Annotated in this window: 21 protein-coding genes; 20 read left to right on the plus strand and 1 reads right to left on the minus strand. The window is 56.7% G+C overall.

Annotated features, from left to right (window positions below; genetic code table 11):
- Positions 1–69 precede the first annotated feature (69 nt).
- Both rsmD and MGLY_RS12025 read left to right on the plus strand, forming a co-directional pair.
- Entirely contained in the window at positions 70–648 is a 579-nt protein-coding gene (gene rsmD / locus MGLY_RS12020) for a 16S rRNA (guanine(966)-N(2))-methyltransferase RsmD (RefSeq protein WP_156274152.1), read from the plus strand.
- Positions 626–1,141, plus strand: coding sequence for an SPFH domain-containing protein (locus MGLY_RS12025; protein ID WP_156274154.1), 516 nt, complete (start codon positions 626–628; stop codon positions 1,139–1,141). The genes rsmD and MGLY_RS12025 overlap by 23 nt, the downstream gene beginning before the upstream one ends.
- Here MGLY_RS12025 and ylbJ read toward each other — a convergent pair.
- Positions 1,126–2,358: a sporulation integral membrane protein YlbJ gene (ylbJ, locus tag MGLY_RS12030; RefSeq protein ID WP_170291052.1), complete on the minus strand. Its 1,233-nt coding sequence runs from the start codon at positions 2,356–2,358 to the stop codon at positions 1,126–1,128. The two genes, MGLY_RS12025 and ylbJ, sit on opposite strands and share 16 nt — an antisense overlap.
- Positions 2,359–2,527: 169 nt before the next feature.
- Here ylbJ and MGLY_RS12035 point away from each other — a divergent pair, with 169 nt between their 5' ends.
- The 18 genes from MGLY_RS12035 to MGLY_RS12120 all read left to right on the plus strand — a co-directional run bounded on the left by MGLY_RS12035 (position 2,528) and on the right by MGLY_RS12120 (position 20,232).
- Positions 2,528–3,724 carry an acetate/propionate family kinase gene (locus MGLY_RS12035; protein ID WP_156274156.1) on the plus strand — a complete coding sequence of 399 codons (1,197 nt, stop codon included), beginning with the start codon at positions 2,528–2,530 and terminating at the stop codon, positions 3,722–3,724.
- Positions 3,725–3,757: 33 nt separating this feature from the next.
- Positions 3,758–4,303: a YceD family protein gene (locus MGLY_RS12040; protein ID WP_170291053.1), complete on the plus strand. Its 546-nt coding sequence runs from the start codon at positions 3,758–3,760 to the stop codon at positions 4,301–4,303.
- A gap of 1 nt (position 4,304) precedes the next feature.
- A complete protein-coding gene (gene rpmF, locus MGLY_RS12045; protein ID WP_156274158.1) occupies positions 4,305–4,487 on the plus strand; it encodes a 50S ribosomal protein L32 in 183 nt (60 codons plus the stop codon).
- A gap of 129 nt (positions 4,488–4,616) precedes the next feature.
- Positions 4,617–5,207 carry a transcription factor FapR gene (gene fapR, locus MGLY_RS12050; RefSeq protein WP_156274160.1) on the plus strand — a complete coding sequence of 197 codons (591 nt, stop codon included), beginning with the start codon at positions 4,617–4,619 and terminating at the stop codon, positions 5,205–5,207.
- On the plus strand, positions 5,198–6,217 hold the full coding sequence (gene plsX / locus MGLY_RS12055) for a phosphate acyltransferase PlsX (RefSeq protein WP_156274162.1): 1,020 nt from the start codon (positions 5,198–5,200) through the stop codon (positions 6,215–6,217). The genes fapR and plsX overlap by 10 nt, the downstream gene beginning before the upstream one ends.
- A complete protein-coding gene (locus tag MGLY_RS12060) occupies positions 6,202–7,203 on the plus strand; it encodes a beta-ketoacyl-ACP synthase III (protein ID WP_156274164.1) in 1,002 nt (333 codons plus the stop codon). Before plsX ends, MGLY_RS12060 begins: the two co-directional genes overlap by 16 nt.
- Positions 7,204–7,243: 40 nt before the next feature.
- A complete protein-coding gene (gene fabK, locus MGLY_RS12065) occupies positions 7,244–8,185 on the plus strand; it encodes an enoyl-[acyl-carrier-protein] reductase FabK (RefSeq protein ID WP_156274166.1) in 942 nt (313 codons plus the stop codon).
- A 361-nt stretch (positions 8,186–8,546) separates the two neighbouring features.
- Complete coding sequence (gene fabD, locus MGLY_RS12070; RefSeq protein WP_156274168.1) at positions 8,547–9,485, plus strand: ACP S-malonyltransferase; 939 nt, start codon at positions 8,547–8,549, stop codon at positions 9,483–9,485.
- Position 9,486: 1 nt separating this feature from the next.
- Complete coding sequence (fabG, locus tag MGLY_RS12075) at positions 9,487–10,236, plus strand: 3-oxoacyl-[acyl-carrier-protein] reductase (RefSeq protein ID WP_156274170.1); 750 nt, start codon at positions 9,487–9,489, stop codon at positions 10,234–10,236.
- A 43-nt stretch (positions 10,237–10,279) separates the two neighbouring features.
- Complete coding sequence (acpP, locus tag MGLY_RS12080) at positions 10,280–10,513, plus strand: acyl carrier protein (RefSeq protein WP_170291054.1); 234 nt, start codon at positions 10,280–10,282, stop codon at positions 10,511–10,513.
- 58 nt (positions 10,514–10,571) lie between these two features.
- The gene (fabF, locus tag MGLY_RS12085) at positions 10,572–11,807 is read left to right on the plus strand and encodes a beta-ketoacyl-ACP synthase II (RefSeq protein ID WP_156274174.1); all 1,236 of its coding nucleotides are present in this window, start codon (positions 10,572–10,574) and stop codon (positions 11,805–11,807) included.
- Between the two features lie 213 nt (positions 11,808–12,020).
- The gene (gene rnc / locus MGLY_RS12090; RefSeq protein ID WP_156274176.1) at positions 12,021–12,722 is read left to right on the plus strand and encodes a ribonuclease III; all 702 of its coding nucleotides are present in this window, start codon (positions 12,021–12,023) and stop codon (positions 12,720–12,722) included.
- Between the two features lie 106 nt (positions 12,723–12,828).
- A complete protein-coding gene (locus tag MGLY_RS12095; protein WP_054937431.1) occupies positions 12,829–13,089 on the plus strand; it encodes a stage V sporulation protein S in 261 nt (86 codons plus the stop codon).
- A 56-nt stretch (positions 13,090–13,145) separates the two neighbouring features.
- Positions 13,146–16,709, plus strand: coding sequence for a chromosome segregation protein SMC (smc, locus tag MGLY_RS12100; RefSeq protein ID WP_156274178.1), 3,564 nt, complete (start codon positions 13,146–13,148; stop codon positions 16,707–16,709).
- Between the two features lie 230 nt (positions 16,710–16,939).
- Complete coding sequence (locus MGLY_RS12105; protein WP_156274180.1) at positions 16,940–17,854, plus strand: Druantia anti-phage system protein DruA; 915 nt, start codon at positions 16,940–16,942, stop codon at positions 17,852–17,854.
- Between the two features lie 2 nt (positions 17,855–17,856).
- Positions 17,857–19,275: a transposase family protein gene (locus MGLY_RS12110; protein ID WP_156272927.1), complete on the plus strand. Its 1,419-nt coding sequence runs from the start codon at positions 17,857–17,859 to the stop codon at positions 19,273–19,275.
- A gap of 313 nt (positions 19,276–19,588) precedes the next feature.
- A complete protein-coding gene (locus tag MGLY_RS12115; protein WP_156274182.1) occupies positions 19,589–19,810 on the plus strand; it encodes a hypothetical protein in 222 nt (73 codons plus the stop codon).
- Positions 19,807–20,232 (plus strand): type II toxin-antitoxin system VapC family toxin, encoded by a 426-nt coding sequence (locus MGLY_RS12120; RefSeq protein WP_156274184.1) that lies wholly within the window; start codon positions 19,807–19,809, stop codon positions 20,230–20,232. The genes MGLY_RS12115 and MGLY_RS12120 overlap by 4 nt, the downstream gene beginning before the upstream one ends.
- Positions 20,233–20,351 lie beyond the last annotated feature (119 nt).

Below are 20,351 nucleotides of genomic sequence, written 5' to 3' on the forward strand. Positions count from 1 at the left end.
TTAGAATGACCTGGATAGTGGGAGCTACGGTGGCATTTCATGCTATAATAGCTTCAGTGAGGGAATTTTATGTTAAGAATAATTGCCGGCCAGGCCCGCGGCCGCCGTTTACGTACCCCGAAGGGCCGGGCTACCCGCCCCACCAGTGACCGGGTGCGGGAGGCCTTATTTAACATCCTGGGAGCGCGGGTCATTGACAGCCTGTTCCTGGATCTTTTTGCCGGTTCGGGAGCGGTGGGGTTGGAAGCTTTGAGCCGCGGGGCTAGGGAGGCCGTTTTTGTGGAAAATAACCGCCAGGCCCTGGCGTGTCTGGCCGCCAATCTGGTCGCAACTGGCTTTAAAGATAAGGCGCAAATTATCGCCGCCGATGCCCGCCAGGCCCTGGCTCATTTAGCCGGGCGCGGCCTGGTCTTTGACCTGGTTTTTAGCGATCCACCTTACTACCAGGGGTGGGGCGATGTTATCTTGCCGGCAGTTGTTCCTTTGTTATCACCGGCTGGCCTGGTTGTCCTGGAAACAGCAACTTCTGAAGCAGCGCCAGAAATAGCCGATATGGTATTGATGGCCAGGAGGGTTTATGGTGATACAGCTTTAAATTTCTATCAAAGGGCAGGAGGGCTTGCTGATGGAGTTCATGACCCTGATTGAGGAAATGGAAAAAATAATCGAGAAGAGTCCCCATATTCCCCTGACAGGCAGGGTTTTCCTTGACGGTGACCTGTTCCTTGATTACCTGGACCGGTTGCGGACGGCGTTGCCCGAGGAAGTGCGCCAGGCCCAGTGGATACGCCAGGAGAAGGAGCGTTTGCTGGAAGAAGCCCGCCTTAAGGCCCAGAGCCTCCTGGCCGAAGCGGAGAAGCGAGCAGAAATGATGGCCGGGGAAAACGAACTGGTCCGTAAAGCCAGGGCCCAGGCCAGCGAAATTATGGCCCGGGCCCAGCGCCTGGCGGAAGAAATGAAGGCTGGAGCTTTAAGTTATGCTGACGGCCTGCTGGGCCAGCTGGAGGCGAGCCTCAACCAGGCCCTGACCCAGGTGCGCCAGGGCCGTCAGGAACTCCAGGCCTATCCGGCCGGAGGAAGTGCGGGCAGGGAAGCGGCGGCAGCAACGCCAGAAAAGACGGAGACTCAGGAGCGCCGGTAAAGGAAGTAGCGGGCGCCCAGTCCCAGCCCGGCCAGGAGAAAAAGGACGGTCACCAGGGTGAGGGCGAAACCTGTGTAATATAACCACAACGTAAACCAGGGAGCCCTGGGGACCAGGGTTATTTCCGGGGCCAGTAAGAGCAGGACGGGCCGGGCCGGCCCCTGGCAGAGCCGGACCAGCGCGGCAGCCAGGAAGCCGTGGAGGAGGCGGGCAACGATAAATGGACCCAGGCGTAAATCAGTATGGCTGACCATGGCCGCCACCTGGCCCAGGATGGAGAGCCCGGCCCAGCCCATAATGAGACTAATGGCCACCAGCCGCTCTGTTATCGGGACGGCTGCTTCGCTGGCAAATTTAGTGCCCATGGTCATTTCAAAGAGGCCGGCGGCCAGGGGTAGAGATGTATCCCGGCTTAAACCGAAAGGACTGCCGGCATAAAGAAGGATTCTAGCCAGGGGTTCCAGCAGGCCCAGGATGGTTGCCACCTGGATGATGACGCTAAATAAGATAATAAAACCGCCAATGGTAATCAGGGTCAGGAAGGAACGGTTGACGGCATCTCCCAGGAGCTGGCCCAGGGGGCGCCCGTCTCTCTGCTGGGCCTGGAGCATGGCCTGCCAGGCCCGCCGGGGTAAAGCCAGGAGGGTGTAGCTTACCGGCGGGGAGACCGGTTGCCGGCGACCGTAAAAGCGAAACAGGATACCCAGGCAGAAGTTAGCCCCGTAATGGGCGCCAGCCAGGACTGGCCCCAGGGCCGGGTTGTGGAGCATGCCTACAGCTACGGCTCCCAGCATAAAAAGGGGGCTGGCGTTGTTGGTAAAGCAAATTAGCCTTTCACCCTCAACCCTGGTAACCAGGCCCTGCTGGCGCAACTGGGCTGTAAGCATGGCACTGATGGGGGAACCGGAAGTGTACCCCATGGCCATGACGAAGGCGCCGCTTCCCGGTACATTAAAAAGGGGCCGCATAACCGGTTCCAGGAGTACGCCCAGGAAATGAACTATACCAAGGCCCATAAAAAGCTGGGATATTATAAAGAAGGGGAGCAGAGCCGGAACGACAATTTCCCACCAGGCCTTAAGGCCGCGCAGGGCCGCCTGGAAAACCGGCTGGGGGAACAAGATAATGGCCAGAGCCAGGACCATGACGGCGACGACGGTCAGGATGGGTCCCAGGCCCCTGGTAATGATAAGTACCTGGTGGCGCACGGGGGTCACCTCGAAAGGACATCCTGTTATGCAATATACGCGGCACCCGGTAATTTAGAAGTAAACTTTGTTGCAAGAATTGAAACCCTTGTGCGAACTTTAACAAGGGGATTGACTTTTGCCAGCTTAAAAGTACCATTGTAGGTAGTGGGCAATATTTGCAGGAGGTACTTAATACATGAAGATTTTAGTTTTAAACTGTGGTAGTTCCTCAGTTAAATACCAGCTTTTTGATATGGCCGATGAGACGGTCTTAGCCCGAGGGCTGGTGGAAAGGATTGGTATTCCCGGTTCAGTCCTGACCCACCGCCCGACCGGCAAAAATAAACTGGTGCGCGAGGCCGAAATTACTGATCATAAGGCGGCTGTCCGCCTCTGCCTGGAAGCCTTAACCGATCAGCAACATGGTGTTATTAAAGATTATAGTGAAATTGGCGCCGTAGGTCACCGGATTGTCCATGGCGGTGACTTTTGTGATTCGGTATTGATTACCCAGGAGACTAAAGCGATAATCAGCGATCTGGTAAAACTGGCTCCCTTACATAATGGCCCGGGGCTGCGGGGTATTGAAGCCTGTGAAGCAATTTTACCGGCAACGCCCCAGGTTGCCGTCTTTGATACAGCCTTTCATCAAAGCATGCCCCCTCATGCTTATACCTATAGCCTTCCTTATGAACTCTGCCAGCGCCATCACATCCGGCGCTATGGATTTCATGGTACCTCCCATAAATACGTGGCTTTACGGGCAGCCAACCTCGTCGATAAGCCGCTAGCAGAATTAAAAGTAATTACCTGTCACCTCGGCAACGGCTCCAGCATTACCGCCGTTAAAAACGGTAGATCCTGGGATACCAGCATGGGATTTACCCCCCTGGCCGGCTTAACCATGGGTACCCGCTGTGGTGATATTGACCCGGCTATTGTTACCTTCCTCATGGAAAAGGAAGGTTATACTCCGGCTGATATGGACCGCCTCATGAACCGCCAGTCAGGTGTGCTGGGAGTTTCCGGGGTGAGCAGCGATTTCCGGGATATTGAAGCCGCCATGGCCGAGGGCAATGAACGTGCCCGCCTGGCGTGGGATATCTTTGTCCATACCGCGAAAAAATACATTGGTGCCTATGTGGCTGTTTTAAACGGCCTTGATGTCCTGGTATTTACGGCCGGCCTGGGAGAAAATTCCCCTGAGGCCCGGGAAGCCATCTGCCGGGATATGGATTACCTGGGGATCAAGATTGATCCCGGGGAAAACCGGGTCCGGGGCCAGGAAAAGGAAATTACGGCTCCCGGGGCCAGGGTACGCACCTTTGTTATTCCCACCAACGAAGAATTAATGATCGCCCGGGAAACCATGGCCTTTGTCCAGGCCGGTTGACACCCGGCTGGCCTTTCCGGTATAATCTACCCGGTGAATGTGGTGAAAATTGGCGTTAGCGATTTAAAGGCCAGGCCGGGAAGCGAACTCGAATTTAAGGCCCAGGAAAAGTGGTCCTACTTAACCACGGCTACCGGCAGGATCCCTATCGTAGCACCGGTACGTGTTTGCGGTAACGTAACCAATACCGGGAGGATACTACTGGTTAAAGGGCAGGTAGCCACCACGCTGGAATTAACCTGTGATCGCTGCCTGGAGAAGTTCAGGTATTCCGTAGTGGCGTCCCTGGAAGAGGAATATGCCGGGGCGTCCGCAGGTCAAGCCGCTGCAGGGGAAAATGAGGAACCCGGTGAGGTGCGGCCCCTGGAAGGAGATTTTATCAACTTAAAGCCAGCGGTAGAAGAAGCCCTCATTCTGGCCCTGCCCATGAAATGGCTCTGCCGGGAAAGCTGCCGGGGCCTGTGCACCCATTGCGGCCAGAATTTAAATGAGGGACAATGCCAGTGTGATACCCGGCCAGTTGACCTGCGCCTGGCTGTATTAGAAGAATTGCTACGCAAAAAGGAAGGAGAGAACTAGCTTGGGAGTACCGAAAAGAAGAGTTTCCAAGGCCCGGAAAAATAAACGCCGTTCCATCTGGAGCCAGATGACCCCTCCCTCCCTGGTGGAGTGTCCCCAGTGCCACCAGTTAAAGCTTAACCACCGGGTCTGCCCCAGGTGCGGTTACTACAAGGGGCGGGAAGTTATCAAAGTAGCAGAGTAATAAAATTATGGGTTAATGGCAACCGGCAATTATTGCCGGTTATTTTTTACTTGCATAAATCTACCATGACCATTATACTATAACTATGGCCTGGTAATATTATTTGGTACCAGGTATGAGGTGAGATTTTTGGTAGGCCGGAAAGGCAACAAGGAAGAGCGCCAGGAGGCCCTGCGCCGCTACCTGCGCAACAACCCCTTCGCCACCGATGAAGAGCTGGCGGAAAAATTTAAAGTCAGCGTACCCACCATACGCCTGGACCGCCTGGCCATGGGGATCCCGGAGGTCAGGGAGCGCATCATGGCTATGGCCCGGGAAGCCAGGTCGCGGATGCGGGGAGTAACGGCGGAAGAACTGATGGGCGAACTGGTCGAGCTGCAGCCAGGAGTGATGGGCATTTCCATCCTGGAGATTACTCCCCAGATGCTGGTCCAGCCGGCCGGCGTTGCCCGCGGCCATTACCTTTTTGCCCAGGCCCATTCCCTGGCCCTGGCAACTGTTGGCGCCGAGGTCGTCCTTACCAGCAGCGCCCGGGTGCGCTACCGGCGGCCGGTTTATGCCGGGGAACGGGTTATTGCCAGGGCCATGGTCAAGGTTAACAAGGATTCAACCTGCCTGGTATCAGTTCATTCCCGGGTTAACGGGGAGATCGTCTTTAAAGGCCAGTTTATAATCATAACGCCGGAGAATATAAGTGGAGGCGGGACTGATTGCAAATAGCTGTTGATGCCATGGGGGGCGATCACGCTCCCGGGGAAATTGTCCGGGGAGCGGTGGCCGCCGCCAGGGAAAAGATAGCCGGTATTATCCTGGTAGGTGATAAAAGGCGGCTGGAACCAGAACTTAAGCCCTTACATCCCCCCGCCAATTTAGAAATTGTCCATACCGAACAGGTTGTAGCGATGGATGAACAGCCGGCCCTGGCCTTGCGGCGCAAGCGCGAAGCATCAATAATCGTTGCCACCCGCCTGGTCAAGGAAGGGCGGGCGGCAGCCGTTGTTTCGGCTGGTAGTACCGGGGCCCAGATGGCAGCAGCCCTCCTGATTTTAGGTCGCAGCGGCAAAATCCAGCGACCAGCCATTGCCACCATTATCCCTACCCTGAAAGGGCCAAAGCTTTTACTCGATGCCGGGGCCAATGTCGATTGCCGGCCCGAACACCTTTATGAATTTGCCCTAATGGGCAATCTTTATGCCGCCAGGATAATGGGTATCCGCGAGCCCCGGGTGGGACTGCTCAATATAGGGACCGAGGCCTGCAAGGGAAATGAACAGACCCTGGGGGCCTATAATCTGTTAAAGGGAGCGCCCTTAAACTTTACCGGCAATATCGAAGGCCGGGATATTTTTGCCGGCGAGACGGATGTCATTGTCTGTGACGGGTTTGTGGGTAACGTCCTGCTGAAATTTGGTGAGGGTATGGCCCAGACCCTCTTCACCATGATCGGGCGGGAAATTAAAAACAGTTTCCGGGCCAGGCTCGGTGCCGCCCTGGTGTTGCCTGCTTTACGGGGCTTGAAGAAACAGGTAGATTATACCGAATACGGCGGTGCCCCCCTCCTGGGCGTTCAGGGCATCAGCATCATCTGCCACGGCAGCTCTAACGCCCGGGCTATAAAAAATGCCATCAAGGTGGCCGCCCGCTGTGTCGAGCAGGGACTGGTGACAGGCCTGGGGCAGTTGCCGGGAGCCGGCGATGCAGGGGAGGTAGTTAAATGCCAGCCCTCTTAAGGCCGGTCGGGATTGTCGGTACGGGATCCTGCCTGCCGGAACGCATCCTGACCAATGCCGAACTGGAGCAGATGGTTGATACCAGCGATGAATGGATTCGCAGCCGGACCGGTATCCGGGAGCGCCGGATAGCAAGTCACGATACGGCTGCCTCCGACCTGGCCGTCCCGGCCGCAGCAAAAGCCCTGGCCATGGCCGGGCTTCCGGCAGAGGCCGTGGATTTAATCATTGTGGCTACCGTAACCCCGGATACCCTTTTCCCGGCGACGGCCTGCCTGGTCCAGGAGCGCCTGGGAGCCAGGGGGGCTGCCGCCTTTGACCTTTCAGCCGGCTGCAGCGGTTTTATCTATGCCCTGGCAGTCGCCAGCCAGTTTATCGCTGCCGGGGTTTACCAGACGGCCCTGGTGATCGGTGTCGAGATCCTGAGTAAGATTATCAACTGGCAGGATCGCAATACCTGTGTCCTTTTTGGGGATGGGGCCGGGGCAGTCGTTCTCCAGGCCGTACCGGAAGGGGAAGGTGTTCTGGGTTTGCACCTGGGGGCCGACGGCAACGGCGGGTCCCTCCTCAGTATCCCGGCCGGGGGTTCCCGCCTGCCGGCAAGTCCCAGTACCGTCCAGAACCGGCTGCATACCATCCATATGAACGGCCCGGAGGTTTTTAAATTTGCCGTGCGGGTCATGGGAGAAGCTTCCCTGAAGGCCCTGGAACAGGCTGGTTTAAGGAAAGAAGAGGTGGATTTTCTAATCCCTCACCAGGCCAACATCCGCATTATCGAAGCGGCCACCAAACGCCTGGGCCTGCCGCCGGAGAAGGTTTACGTTAATCTAGACCGCTATGGTAATATGTCCAGCGCTTCCATCCCGGTGGCCCTGGATGAAGCTTACCGGGAAGGCAGGCTAAAGCGCGGCGATAAAGTAGTCCTGGTGGCCTTTGGTGCCGGGCTGACCTGGGGGGCAACTGTATTAAGCTGGAGCCTGGTATAACTTATTTTGCGGGGATGTCGCGGAAAGGAGTGAAGTTGGGATGTTACATACGCCCCTTTGCGATCTCCTGGGGATTACCTATCCTATTATCCAGGGCGGCATGGCCTGGGTGGCTACCGGGGAGCTAGCGGCAGCAGTTTCGGCCGCCGGGGGGTTAGGTATTATTGGTGCCGGCAATGCACCCCCGGAAACAGTGCGCCGGGAGATCCACAAGGTGCGCCAACGGACGGATCGCCCCTTTGGTGTAAACATATACTATATGTCACCCTATGTGGAAGAACTGATTGAGCTTGTTTGTACCGAAAAGGTGCCGGTGGTTACTACCGGTGCCGGTAATCCCGGTAAACACCTGCCCAAATTAAAGGCCGCCGGCGTCAAGGTAATCCCGGTAGTAGCTTCCGTGGCCCTGGCGAAAAGGCTGGAAAGGCTGGGGGTGGATGCCCTGGTAGCCGAAGGTATGGAATGCGGCGGTCATATCGGGGAAATCGCCACCATGCCCCTGGTGCCCCAGATTGTAGATGCCGTACATATTCCCGTGATTGCTGCCGGCGGGATTGCCGACGGCCGCGGCCTGGCAGCAGCCCTGGCCCTGGGGGCGGCCGGCGTGCAGATGGGGACTCGTTTCATCTGTGCCGAAGAGTGTACCGTTCATCCCAATTATAAAGAGGCCGTCTTAAAGGCCGGGGATAGAGACGCCGTGGTTACCGGCATGCCGGGGCACTACGTGCGGGTGCTGAAAAATAAATTAACCCGGCAGTTTGAAGAGCTGGCCGCCCGGGGTGCTTCCTGGGAAGAGATGGATCGTTTGGGTACCGGCAAGCTCCGGGCCGCAGTAGTAGAAGGCGACGTGGAGTACGGCTCCCTCATGGCCGGCCAGAGCGCGGCCCTGGTGCGGGAAATCAAACCGGCGGCGGCGATAATCGAGGAAGTAATGGCTGAAGCAGAAGCGATCATCTCTCGCCTGGGCACGCTGGTGAGATAAAAATATTCTCGGCGATACTTGCGCGAAGCCGCAGGTAGGCGGCGATTATGGTTGGGATATGTCCCGGAGCCGCGAATAGTGGACCCATTCATGAGGGTCAGGCGCCCGCTCCACGAACAAGGAAAATGCAGGCTGAACAAAGGGCTGGGGGGTACAGGCGAAAGGCGACTTGGTTCGAGGCGTCAGCAAACTCAGCGAAGCTGCAGCAAGCCACCCCCGCCGCCGAGCAAAGCTGAGCGCTAAGTTTGCTAGCCGAGAACCACCGGAGCCTGGAGCCTGTACCCCCAGCCCAAAGAAGTTAGAGCGCGGATCAACCAGCAGTCGCCATTCTGGCAGAACTCTATCTTCGGAGGAACTCTTTATGTCAGGCATAGTCTTTGTCTTCCCCGGCCAGGGCTCCCAGTATGTAGGTATGGGCCAGGAGCTGGCCGGCCGTTACCCCGAGGCGGCGGCGGTTTTTCAAGAGGCCGGGGCGGCCCTGGGGTGGCCGGTAGATAAGCTCTGCTTTGCAGGGCCGGCGGAAGAACTCACGCGGACGGAAAACACCCAGCCGGCAGTGCTGACGGTAAGTATTGCCTGCTTCCGGGTCCTGGCGGCCCACAGGATCAGGCCCGGGGCAGTAGCCGGCCACAGCCTGGGGGAATACAGCGCCCTGGTGGCTGCCGGCAGCCTTACCTTTAGCGAGGCAGTCAAACTGGTGGCCAAACGGGCGCAGCTCATGGCCACGGCTGTACCGGCAGGCCAGGGCGGTATGGTGGCCGTGCTGGGCCTGGAGGCAGAAAAAGTAGCCGCCCTCTGCCGGGAGGTAAAGGGTGGCATAGCTGAGGCGGCGAACTTCAATGCCCCGGGCCAGGTGGTAGTTGCCGGTGACCGGGAGGGGCTGGCGGCCCTATCTTCCCTGGCTAAAGAAGCAGGAGCTAAAAGGGTGGTCCCTCTCCAGGTGAGCGGTCCCTTCCACTCCAGCCTGATGGCGCCGGCGGCCCGGGAACTGGCCCGGGTTTTAGCAGAGGTTCCCGTGGCCGATCCCCAGGTGCCACTGGTAACCAATGTCACGGCCGGCTATGTCTACACGGCGGCGCAGGTCAGGGAGAATCTGATTAAGCAGGTAGCCAGCCCGGTGCGCTGGGAGGAGAGTATCCGCCGCCTGCTGGCCGATGGTTACCGCACTTTCATCGAAGTAGGACCGGGCGATGTTTTAAGCGGGCTCATCAAGCGCATTGACCGCCAGGCAACCATCAGCCAGGTAGAAAATATCCAGACGCTGGATAAAACCCTTGCTTTACTTCAGGAGGCAAAATAAAATGGAATTGCAAGGCCAGGTAGCAGTTGTCACCGGGGCTTCCCGGGGGATAGGCCGGGCTACGGCCCTGGAACTCGCCCGGGCCGGTGCCAGGGTGGTGGTCAATTATGCCCGCCAGGCGGAGGCGGCGGCAGAGGTAGTGGCCGCCATCCAGGACGGCGGTGGCCAGGCCGTAGCCGTTGCTGCCGATGTGGGCGATTATGAGGCGGCCAGGAATTTAATCCAGGCGGCCCTGGATCATTTCGGCCGGCTGGATATCCTGGTGAACAACGCCGGTATAGCCCGGGATAACCTGGCAGCCCGCTTGAAACCGGATGACTGGGCTGCCGTTCTCCAGACCAACCTGACCGGCGTTTTCAATTGCTGCCAGGCCGCCTTAAAACCCATGCTCCGCCAGCGCCAGGGACGAATAATCAACCTGACTTCGGTGGTAGGCCTGCGCGGTAATGCCGGCCAGGTAAATTATGCCGCCGCCAAGGCCGGGGTTATCGGTTTTACCAAAGCCCTGGCTAAAGAGGTGGCCTCGCGGGGCATCCTGGTTAATGCCGTCGCCCCGGGTTTTATCGCTACGGAAATGACGGCGGCTTTAAACGAGGCGGCCCGGGAAGAATTTTACCGCCATATCCCTCTGGGTCGCCCCGGCGAGCCGGAGGAGGTGGCTGAAGTTATTCTTTTCCTGGCTTCGCCAGCGGCCAGGTATATTACCGGCCAGGTAATAGTTGTTGACGGCGGCCTTACCCTGGCTCTATAAGCCAGGTATGAAAAGATGAGGATATAAGAAGGAGGTGAGGTCAGTGGACGTTTTCGAAAAGATCAGGGCAATTGTGGCCGAACAACTCGGGGTCGAGGAAGACGAAATTACCATGGAAACTTCCTTTGAGGATCTAAATGCCGATTCCCTGGATATCGTTGAACTTATCATGGCCCTGGAAGAGGAATTTGACCTGGAAATTCCCGACGAGGATGCAGAAAAGCTGACGACAGTAGGGGCCGCGGTAGCCTATATTAAAGAACATACCAGCAAATAAAACCAGAAAGGGAAGTCCCGTGCTTTAACGGGACTTCCCCTTAGAATGGGGGATAGCTTTGCAAAAGCGTGTCGTTATCACCGGCCTGGGAGCCATCTCCCCCGTAGGTACTGGTAAAGATAAATTCTGGCAGGCCTTGGTGGCGGGGCAGCCGGGCATTGGCCCCATTACCCGCTTTGATGCCGGGGAAATGGCCGTCCGTTTTGCCGGTGAGGTAAAGGACTTTGACCCGGGAGCCTTCTTTGATCGCAAAGAAGCCCGGCGCATGGATCGTTTTACCCAGTATGCGGTAGCCGCAGCCCGCATGGCGGTAGAAGACGCAAAGCTCGATCTGGAAAAAGAGGACCGGGAGCGGGTAGGTGTTATTTTTGCTACGGGTATCGGCGGCATGGAAACCTTTGAAGAACAAACCCGGGTTCTCCTGGAAAAAGGCCCCAACCGGGTCAGCCCCTTTTTTGTCCCTATGATGATCGCCAATATGGCCGCCGGGCAAATCTCTATTAACTTAGGCGCCCGCGGGGTAAACTTTACGGTAGTCAATGCCTGCGCTTCTGGGGCCAATGCCATCGGCGAGGCCTTCCGCACCCTGCAGCGGGGTGACGCCGATGTAATTGTCACCGGTGGCAGCGAGGCCAGTGTAACTCCCCTCACGGTGGCCGGCTTTGCGGCCATGAAGGCGCTCTCTACCCGCAATGAAGAGCCGGCCAGAGCCAGCCGCCCCTTTGACCGGGGCCGGGATGGCTTTGTCCTGGGCGAAGGCGCGGGGGTAATGGTCCTGGAAACCCTGGAACATGCTGCAACCCGGGGTGCCCGCATCTATGCGGAAGTGGCCGGCTATGGTTGCACGGCCGATGCCTATCATATTACGGCCCCGGCCCCCGATGGGGCGGCGGCCAGCCGGGCCATGGCCCTGGCCCTCCAGGATGCAGGTCTAAAGCCGGAGGATATTGATTACATCAATGCCCACGGTACTTCTACCGAGCTAAACGACCGCCAGGAAACCCTGGCCATTAAAAAAGTCTTTGGCAATCATGCCTACCGGCTGGCCGTCAGTTCGACCAAGTCCATGACCGGCCATCTCCTGGGAGCTGCCGGGGCCATTGAGCTGGTGGCAACGGCCCTGGCCGTGCACACCGGTGTCCTCCCGCCGACCATTAATTACGAAGAACCCGATCCCGATTGCGACCTGGACTATGTGCCCAATGTGGCCCGGGAGCGGCAGGTCAGGGCGGCCATCTCCAATTCCTTTGGCTTCGGTGGTCATAACGTCACCGTGGTGCTGCGTAAAATCTAGCCCTGGCCGGCCCTGGGAGCGTTATCGGTCTGAGGCCGCGGAAGCTAAAAAATATGGGTTTTGTTGACATTATACTTCTACCATTGCTGAAGCCACAAAAACGGAGGGAATTGGAGGCTGCAATCGGGAACTGGCGCAGCCAGTTTCTACGAGAATTCCGACTTCCGACTTCTTGCCTCTGACTTCTATTCCGTATAAGGCAGGGAAAAAAATTTGGATAACAAAAGACGGGAGCAGCTGCAACAGTTTTTGCGCCGTTTTCACCTGGATATTGACGACCTGGAAGGATTCAATACGGCCCTGACCCATCCTACCTACGCCTATGAACACCAGCTGCCCCACGACAACCAGCGGCTGGAGTTCCTGGGCGATGCCGTCCTGGGGCTGGTGATTGCTACCTATCTTTACCGGGAATTTCCCCACCTGCCGGAAGGGGATTTGACCCGCATGCGGGCGGCCATTGTCTGTGAGGCGAGCCTTGCTAAAGTCGCCCGGCAGATCAACCTGGGGGAATTGCTTCTCCTGGGGCAGGGAGAAGCAATTAGCGGGGGTCGCCAGCGGCCCTCCAACCTGGCCGATGCCCTGGAGGCAGTAATTGGTAGCCTCTACCTGGCCGGGGGGTTAAAAATAGCTCAGGATTTTATCCTGCAAATCTTTACCCCTGCCCTGGAAATACTCAAGGATACCGGCGTCATTGACAGCAAGTCGGCCCTGCAGGAATTAATCCAGCAAAGGGGACCGGACAATGTGACCTATAAAATCCTGGAGGAATGGGGGCCGGACCACGCCAAGCAATATAAGGCCGGCGTATTTTTCCGGAACCGCCTCCTGGCTACCGGCGAAGGGCACAGCAAGAAAGAGGCCGAACAGGAAGCCGCCCGGGCCGCCCTGGCATTAATAAAGATCCAGGGTTAATTTGCAATTTAATTTTTTCAGTCCATTCTTTCAGGAAGGAATTGGTGCCTCTCATGTCGAATAACATATGGGTTTAAAGGGCGGTAAAGATAGGGAGGAGGAAGCAATGGAGGTCCTAAAGGTTTCGGCCCAGTCCAATCCCAAAGCCGTAGCTGGAGCCCTGGCAGCCGTCTTCCGTCAATACGGTAAGGCCGAAGTCCAGGCCGTAGGGGCAGGAGCAGTTAACCAGGCCGTCAAGGCCATTGCCATTGCCCGGGGTTTTATTGCCCCCAATGGCATCGACCTGGTAATGATTCCTGCTTTTGCGGAAATTAACATCAATGGTGAAGAAAGAACCGCAATTAAATTTATTGTCGAACCCCGCTAAGGGTAACGGCAAACTGCTCTCCGAGCAGTTTTCTTTATTTATTTTTGGAGGCAAAAATGTATCTAAAGGGTGTTGAGATCCAGGGTTTCAAGACCTTTGTCGACCGGGTGAGACTGGAGTTTGGCCCCGGGGTGACGGCCATTGTCGGCCCCAACGGCAGCGGCAAGAGCAACATTGCCGATGCCATCCTCTGGGTCCTGGGCGAACAGAGCGCCAGGACTTTACGCGGGGCGCGCATGGACGATGTGATCTTTGCCGGCAGTGAGAAACGGCGGCCGGTGGGTATGGCGGAAGTAACTTTACACCTCGATAACAGCGACGGCAGCCTGCCCCTGGAGTTTGAGGAAATAGCCGTGACGCGGCGTTTTTTTCGCTCCGGCGAGGGCGAGTATTATATCAACAAGGTTCCCTGCCGGTTGCGGGATATCCAGGAGCTGTTCTTAGATACCGGTTCCGGCCGGGGGAGCCTGGCCATTGTCGGCCAGGGCCGCCTGGAAGAGATCCTCTCCGCCCGGCCGGAGGAGCGGCGGGCAGTGCTCGAGGAGGCGGCCGGCATTGCCCGCTACCGGTGGCGCAAAAAAGAAGCGGAGCAGCGCCTGGAAGGTGTTGAGCAAGATTTATTACGCTTACATGATTTAATCGGCGAGCTAAAGGAACAGCTGGGACCGGCGGCTGCAGAAGCAGCCCGGGCCCGGCGTTACCAGAAATTAAGCCGGCTTTTAAATCTCGTGGAACTGCTCCTCAAGGCCGGAGAAATGGAAGAAACCAGGCGTCGCCAGCAGCGCAGCCAGGAACGTTTACAGGCCCTGACGGCTGCCATGGAGGAACTGAAGGCTTTAGAACAGCAGCTCCAGGCAAAAGCCAGGGAACTGCAGGAAGAGCAGCAGAGGCACCAGGCCGAGAGGCAACGTTACCAGGCGGAACTGCAAAGTTTAAGGGAACAGCTGGTCAGAACCCGGGGGGAAATAAACCTGGTCCGGGAAAAGCTGGCTGAGCTGGCCCGGCAGCAGGAGGAAGACTCTACCCGGCAGCGGCACCTGGAAGAGGAAAAAGCCAGTCTGGCAGCCGCCCTGGCTGCGCTGGCCCGGGAAAGGGAGGAGAACATTCAGGAGCAGGCCCGGCTGGAGCAGGAGATAATAAAAGGCCGGGAGGAGCAGGAAAAACTCCAGGCGGAAGCCCGGGAGCTGGCCGCAGAGATTGAAAAAGTAAGGAGCAACCTCTTTCAAGTAGCCCATGAACGGGCCGGCTGTCATAATGAACTGGTGCGCCTGGAGGAAAAACAGACGGCTGTAGAGCGGCTTTTAGAGCAAAAACGGCGCCAGCTCCAGGAATGGCAAAAGGAAAGGGAGCATTTACTGGACCACCTGCAGGCCGGTCAGGAACAACTGCAGCAGCTGGAAGAGGAATTAAAAAGACTGGAAGGGAAAAAGGCCGGCCTGGAAATGGAGATGCAGCTAAAGGAGGCTGAGCTGGCCACCCGCGAAAAGGAACTGGCCGGCTGGAAGGAACGTCAACGTGCCCTGGCCGTACAGCTAAAGGTTTTACGTCAATCCCAGGCCGACTATGAAGGTTTCGCCGAAGGCGTGAAGTTTATCCTGCAGGCCAGGAGCAGGGGTGAAGCTGCCTGTGCCGGTGTCCTGGGAGTAGTGGTGGAAAAGCTGGCGGTACCGGCCGAACTCACCCAGGCCGTGGAAGTGGCCCTGGGCGGGGCGGCCCAACAAATCCTGGTAAGGACGGCGGCCGAGGCGGAAGCGGTTATCCAGTTCCTTAAAGCCCGGGGCCGGGGACGGGCCACCATCTTACCCCTGGCCTGGCTGGAGCCGCGCCGCTGGCCGGCCTGGGCCAGCTGGGTCTTAAAGGAACCCGGCGTCCTGGGGATAGCGGCCGGCCTGGTCCAATGCGAGACTGAAGTACGGCCGGCGGTGGAGTATCTCCTGGGGCAGATCCTGATTGTAGCCGACATCCGCCGCGCCCTGGCCCTGGGGGAGCGCCTGCGACCACCTGTGCGCCTGGTCACCCTGGAAGGGGAAGTAATCCAGCCCCGGGGACCGGTGACGGGCGGGGTGGCCAGGCAGCAGGGCGGTTATCTCCAGCGGCGCCTGGCTATCCAGCAGGGTGAGGCCGAACTGGCTAACCTGGTAGCCAGAATAAAAAAGGGCCAGGAGCAGCAGGAACAGCTGCAAAAGATGCTGGCCGGGAACCGGCAGGAGTACCACCAGGTGACGGAAGGGATTCTTACCTGCCGGAGCCAGCTCCATAATTTACTGCAGCGCCTGAGCGAGCGCAAAGAAGACCTGGCCCGCCTGGAAGAAAAGATTGCCGTCCTGGAGGAAGAACTGGTCCAGGGCACTAGCGGTTCCCTGGACCTGGGCAAAGAGCGGGCGGAAAAGCAAGAACTCCTGGCCCGGCTGGAAGCCCTGGAAGGTGAGCTAAACCGCCAGTTGAGCGGTCTCCAGGAGCGAGGGGCGGCCGGCCAGCAGCATCTCGCTACCTGCCGGCAGGAACTGGCAGTCAATGAAGCCCGCCTTCAGGCCCTGGTCAACGCCCGGGAACAGTTAAATCTCCGGGAAAGGGAACTGGCCCGGCAGCAGGAAAACTGGCAGCGGCAACAGGAAGAACTGGCTGCCAGGAGGGCGACGGCAGTTGCCCTGGAAAATGAGCTTAAAGCTAACCTGGAAAAGCTGGCCGGGGAAGAGGACTGGCTCCAGGGGGCCTGCCAGCAGGCCATGGCAGGCTTGACGCGCCTGGAAGACGAGACCTCTGCCCGGGTTGATAAACAGGAAGAACTGGCCCGGGAACAGGATAGGTTACAGGCGCAAAAAGATAAACTGCTTGCCCGCCGGCAGCAGGAAGAGATCAATTTAGCCCGCCTGGAAACGGCCCTGGCCGCCGGTCTCGCCGAACTGGAGGAACGTTTTGGCCCGCGGTGGGAGGCGGAATTACAAAAACCCCGCCCGCACCTGCAAAAAAGAGCAGCGGCTGTACGGGAACTCGTAAAGGAAAGACTGTTAAGCTTAGGGGAAGTTAACCCCGGGGCCATGGCGGCTTACGAACGCTTAAAGGCCCGCGTTGATGAACTGGAGCAGCAGAAGCAGGACCTGGAGGGAGGCCGGGCGGCCTTGCACCAGGTAATTAACGAGATGGAACGATTAATGGCCAGGCAGCTCAAAGCTACCCTGGCCGCGGTCCAGGAACACTTTGCCGCCATATTCCAGGAACTTTTCGATGGCGGTGAGGCCCGCCTGGAACTGACCGGTAGCCAGGATATCCTGGCCGCTGGCCTGGAGATCGTTGCCCGGCCGCCGGGTAAGAAACTTCAGCACCTGGCCCTTCTCTCGGGCGGGGAAAAGGCCCTGACGGCGGTAGCTTTTATCTTCGCCCTGTTAAAGGTCAAACCCAGCGCCTTCTGTATCTTTGATGAGGTGGATACGGCCCTGGATGAAGCCAATGTGGAGCGCTTTGCCCGGTTGTTGCGCCAGTTTGCCGCCCAGACCCAGTTTATCGTCATCTCCCACCGCCAGGGCACCATGGCTGCTGCCGACGTCCTTTACGGTGTGACCATGACGGAACAGGGCGTCTCCCGCCTGGTTTCGGTGCGGCTGGAACAACTGCCGGCGTAAAAATATTGGGGCTCATTGATAAGCGGTGCGGAAACGCCATCCCCGGGGGGTATCCCCGCCAACATCAACGGCAAGGAAGTCCCCTGACAGTGCTGACGCATCAACAAAGAAGGCTTTGCGACGCCTGAATAAATAACAGGTTTCGAAAAAAATTTATCGCAAATAGGACTGGACAGGCACGAGCCGATCTGAGATAATGGCCTTGGGAAAGTAGCGAGGTGAAATTTCAGATGGACGTGCCTTTTTCGATTGGCGACCGAGAGTTTACCCAGGCGGATATCAACTTAATACGTATTACAGTAAAGGAATTTTTCCATTTAAGCCGTGAAGAGATCGCGGCGACCATATGCGAGAATTTGCCTTGGAAGGCCCCGAACGGACGATTAAAGATGGAAGCCTGCAGAAAGCTGCTGCTGGAATTAGAACAAAAAGGGGTCATTACCTTACCACCGCTGCAAAAGAATAAGGTACGCCAAGTCGGCGGGGAGCGACTGGGAACTGTGATACAGACCCGGCTTAAGGCTAAACTTCAAGAAGTGGCGCCGGTTACCATAGATCCGGTCACCCCTTTAGAGAGGGCGGACTGGAACGCCACCATGGCGGCTTACCATCCTTTAGGGTATCTGCGGGCCATCGGGGCGCAACAGCGGTATTGGATTAGGGTAAAGGGAGTGAGAGGCCGGGAGATAGTAGGGGCGATGTTGTTTGGAGCTGCTGCCAAGGCGGTGGCGGCGCGGGATAAGTGGATTGGCTGGACAGCTGAGGAACGCCGGCGCTATCGCCCGCGTATAGTCAACAACAACCGCTTTTTGATTCTGCCGGAGGTGCACATTCCCCATCTAGCCAGCCACTCCCTTTCCCTGGTAGCGCGGCGCATTCGGGCGGACTGGCGGGAACGCTATGGTTATGAACCGGTTTTATTAGAAACCTTTGTTGAACCCGAGTATCAGGGCACCTGTTACCGGGCGGCCAACTGGATTAAAATTGGCGAAACCGCAGGTCGAGGCCGCCAGGACGCCTTTAAGCAATATGCCGTCACGGTTAAAACAATCTGGGTATATCCCCTGGTACGGGACTGGCGCCGGCGGCTGGTGGAACCCTTCCCGGAGCCTGTTGAAGAAACCCTGGACGAGGGAGGGGAATAAGCATGGCCTTACGGCATCCCGGGTCCATCCACCCGTCTACCCTGCCCACTTGTAAAAGCGCCTATGCCACCAGCCAAGAAGAGAAAGACGACCGGCAAGGGGCTTTAGCAGCGCAGCTACCAGTATGGCGGGCGTATCTACCAGTATTGCTCGAGAAATTCGCGCGCATACCCGACCCCCGCCGTCCCCAGAGTATTAAGCATAAACTGACTGTCCTGTTGACCTTTGGGCTATTTCTCTTCGTCTTCGCCTATAACTCCAGGAGGGAAGCCAACCGGGAACTGACCCGGCCCGTCTTTTGGGAGCTATTGCGGGAGGTTTTTCCGGAGATTGACACTATCCCTCATATGGACACCGTTAATCGTCTGCTGGCAAAGATCAATCCGGAGCAGTTAGAAGAAGTGCTGATACAAACCATCAAACGACTGCTGCGCAACCGCCGGCTGCAGGCCTTACTGGTAGAAAAGCATTATATCATAGCCGTTGATGGGACCCAGAAGTTGGTGCGCAGTTTACCTTTTGCTGAAGAAGCCCTCCACCGGCAACATGGGGAAGAGGTATCATATATTGCCTATACGGTAGAAGCAGTTCTGGTCGGTCCCCAGGGGGTAACCATCCCCCTGCTCACCGAGTTCTGCGAGAACCCTATAGGGGAAAAAGAGGCCTTCACCAAGCAGGATTGCGAACTAAAAGCCGGCAAAAGGCTGCTGACACGCCTGCGCAAAGCCTTTCCCAAGCTACGTATCATGGTAGTAGCCGATGGCCTGTACGCCAATGGACCCATGATGGCCCTGTGCCGCCAATTACATCTGGACTTTATGTTTATCCTACCCCAGGACCGCCTGAAAAGTGTCTGGGAAGAGGCGGGAGGCCTTAGAAAACTGGAAAAGGACCAGAAACTCAAGTATCATTGGGGGAACAGAGAGCAAAACTTCTGGTGGGCCAACGATATCGACTATGAGTTCCAGGAGGCTTCCGGAGCCTGGCGGCGGTTCAAAATTCATGTAGCGGGATGTACAGAGACGTGGGAAGAGAAAGGCGAAAAAAAGGAAGCCCATTGGGCCTGGGTATCCTCGCGACCTTTCACCAAAAAGAATATCATCGCCCGCTGCAATCATGGGGCCCGCCACCGCTGGAACATTGAAGAAAATATCCTGGTAGAAAAACATCAAGGTTATCAGTATGAACATGCTTTCTCTCTGAACTGGACGGCAATGAAAAACTGGCATTTGCTTATGCACCTGGGACATCTGTTAAATATCTTGACACTACATACGGAAGCCCTGGTGGAGAAAGTTCGACAATTGGGCTTCAGGGGAACCCTTAAGTTCCTCCGGGAGACTTGGAGCAACCCCTGGATTGATCGCGACCAATTGTTGGCTCTCTGCACTAAGCCGCCCAGAATACGCTTGGCCTTTTGAAACTTTAATCTCTGCGTCAGCGACAACTTAATTCTTTACCTTCAAGTAGCTTATAGCCGCTTACATAAAGATGGCTTGCTTTGCTGTACTCAATTTTACCCCTCTTTTTTCCTGTTCGGAGCTTTTTTATCGTTTATAGAGGGTACCTACCTCCCCTTTTTGAGTTCTCACTGTTCGTTCGCCTGATTTTGGTCCCTGAACTTTGTCTTTATATATTTTCATGCGTCAGCACTGGTCCCCTGATGATAAACTTGCATATATTTTTACGGTACCATATAATGTAAGTGTGTAATTATCCCTGGGAGGTGTAAATATGATACGTACCCAGATACTTTTGCAGGAAGAACAGCATCGCTTTCTTTTAGAACAAGCACGTTTAAAAAAGATAAGTATCTCCGCAGTTGTTCGTCACTTGATTGAAGAAAAACAAGAAGAACTGTCTCTGGCCCAGGCAAGGGGTGCCCTGGGAATGGCCCGGGGGGCAGTAGCCGGTCCCGCAGAAGCAGTCCACCATCATGAGGTATTGTATCGATGAAGAAGGTTTTTATTGATACAGGGGCCTGGTATGCCCTGAAAAATAAAAATGATGCCCATCACCAGGATGCTGTGCGTTTCTTTCAAAACCTGGCCGGCAAAGTTGTGTGCTATACTTCTGATTACGTTATTGACGAAGCGATCACCCTGACCCGAGTCCGGCTGAAGAACCACCAGGTGGCAGCTACCCTGGCCGAGGAACTGCTGAGTGAAAAAGCAGCCAGAATAATCTTTGTGGCCCCTGATTTTTTATCCAGGGCGTTAGAAATCTTCCTGGAATTTAAAGACCAGGATTTTTCCTTTACTGACTGTACCAGTTTTGCGATAATGGAGAGCCTGGGTATAGAAGAAGCCCTGGCCTTTGATGCCCGCTTTACTTTTGAAAAGTTCGGCCTGCGCCAGATCGTTAGTAACGAATATTAATATCACAACTAGAAACCTGGACTCTTACATTAGTAACAGATTCCCTGTCACAGAACCTCCCCCGGTGGTGTTATAGTTATAGCAGGGGTTGCAAGGGAGGAATGGGTCATCAAACCCGC

It is taken from the genome of Moorella glycerini, from assembly GCF_009735625.1.
In the GTDB taxonomy this organism is placed as follows: Bacteria; Bacillota; DSM-521; order Neomoorellales; family Neomoorellaceae; genus Neomoorella; species Neomoorella glycerini.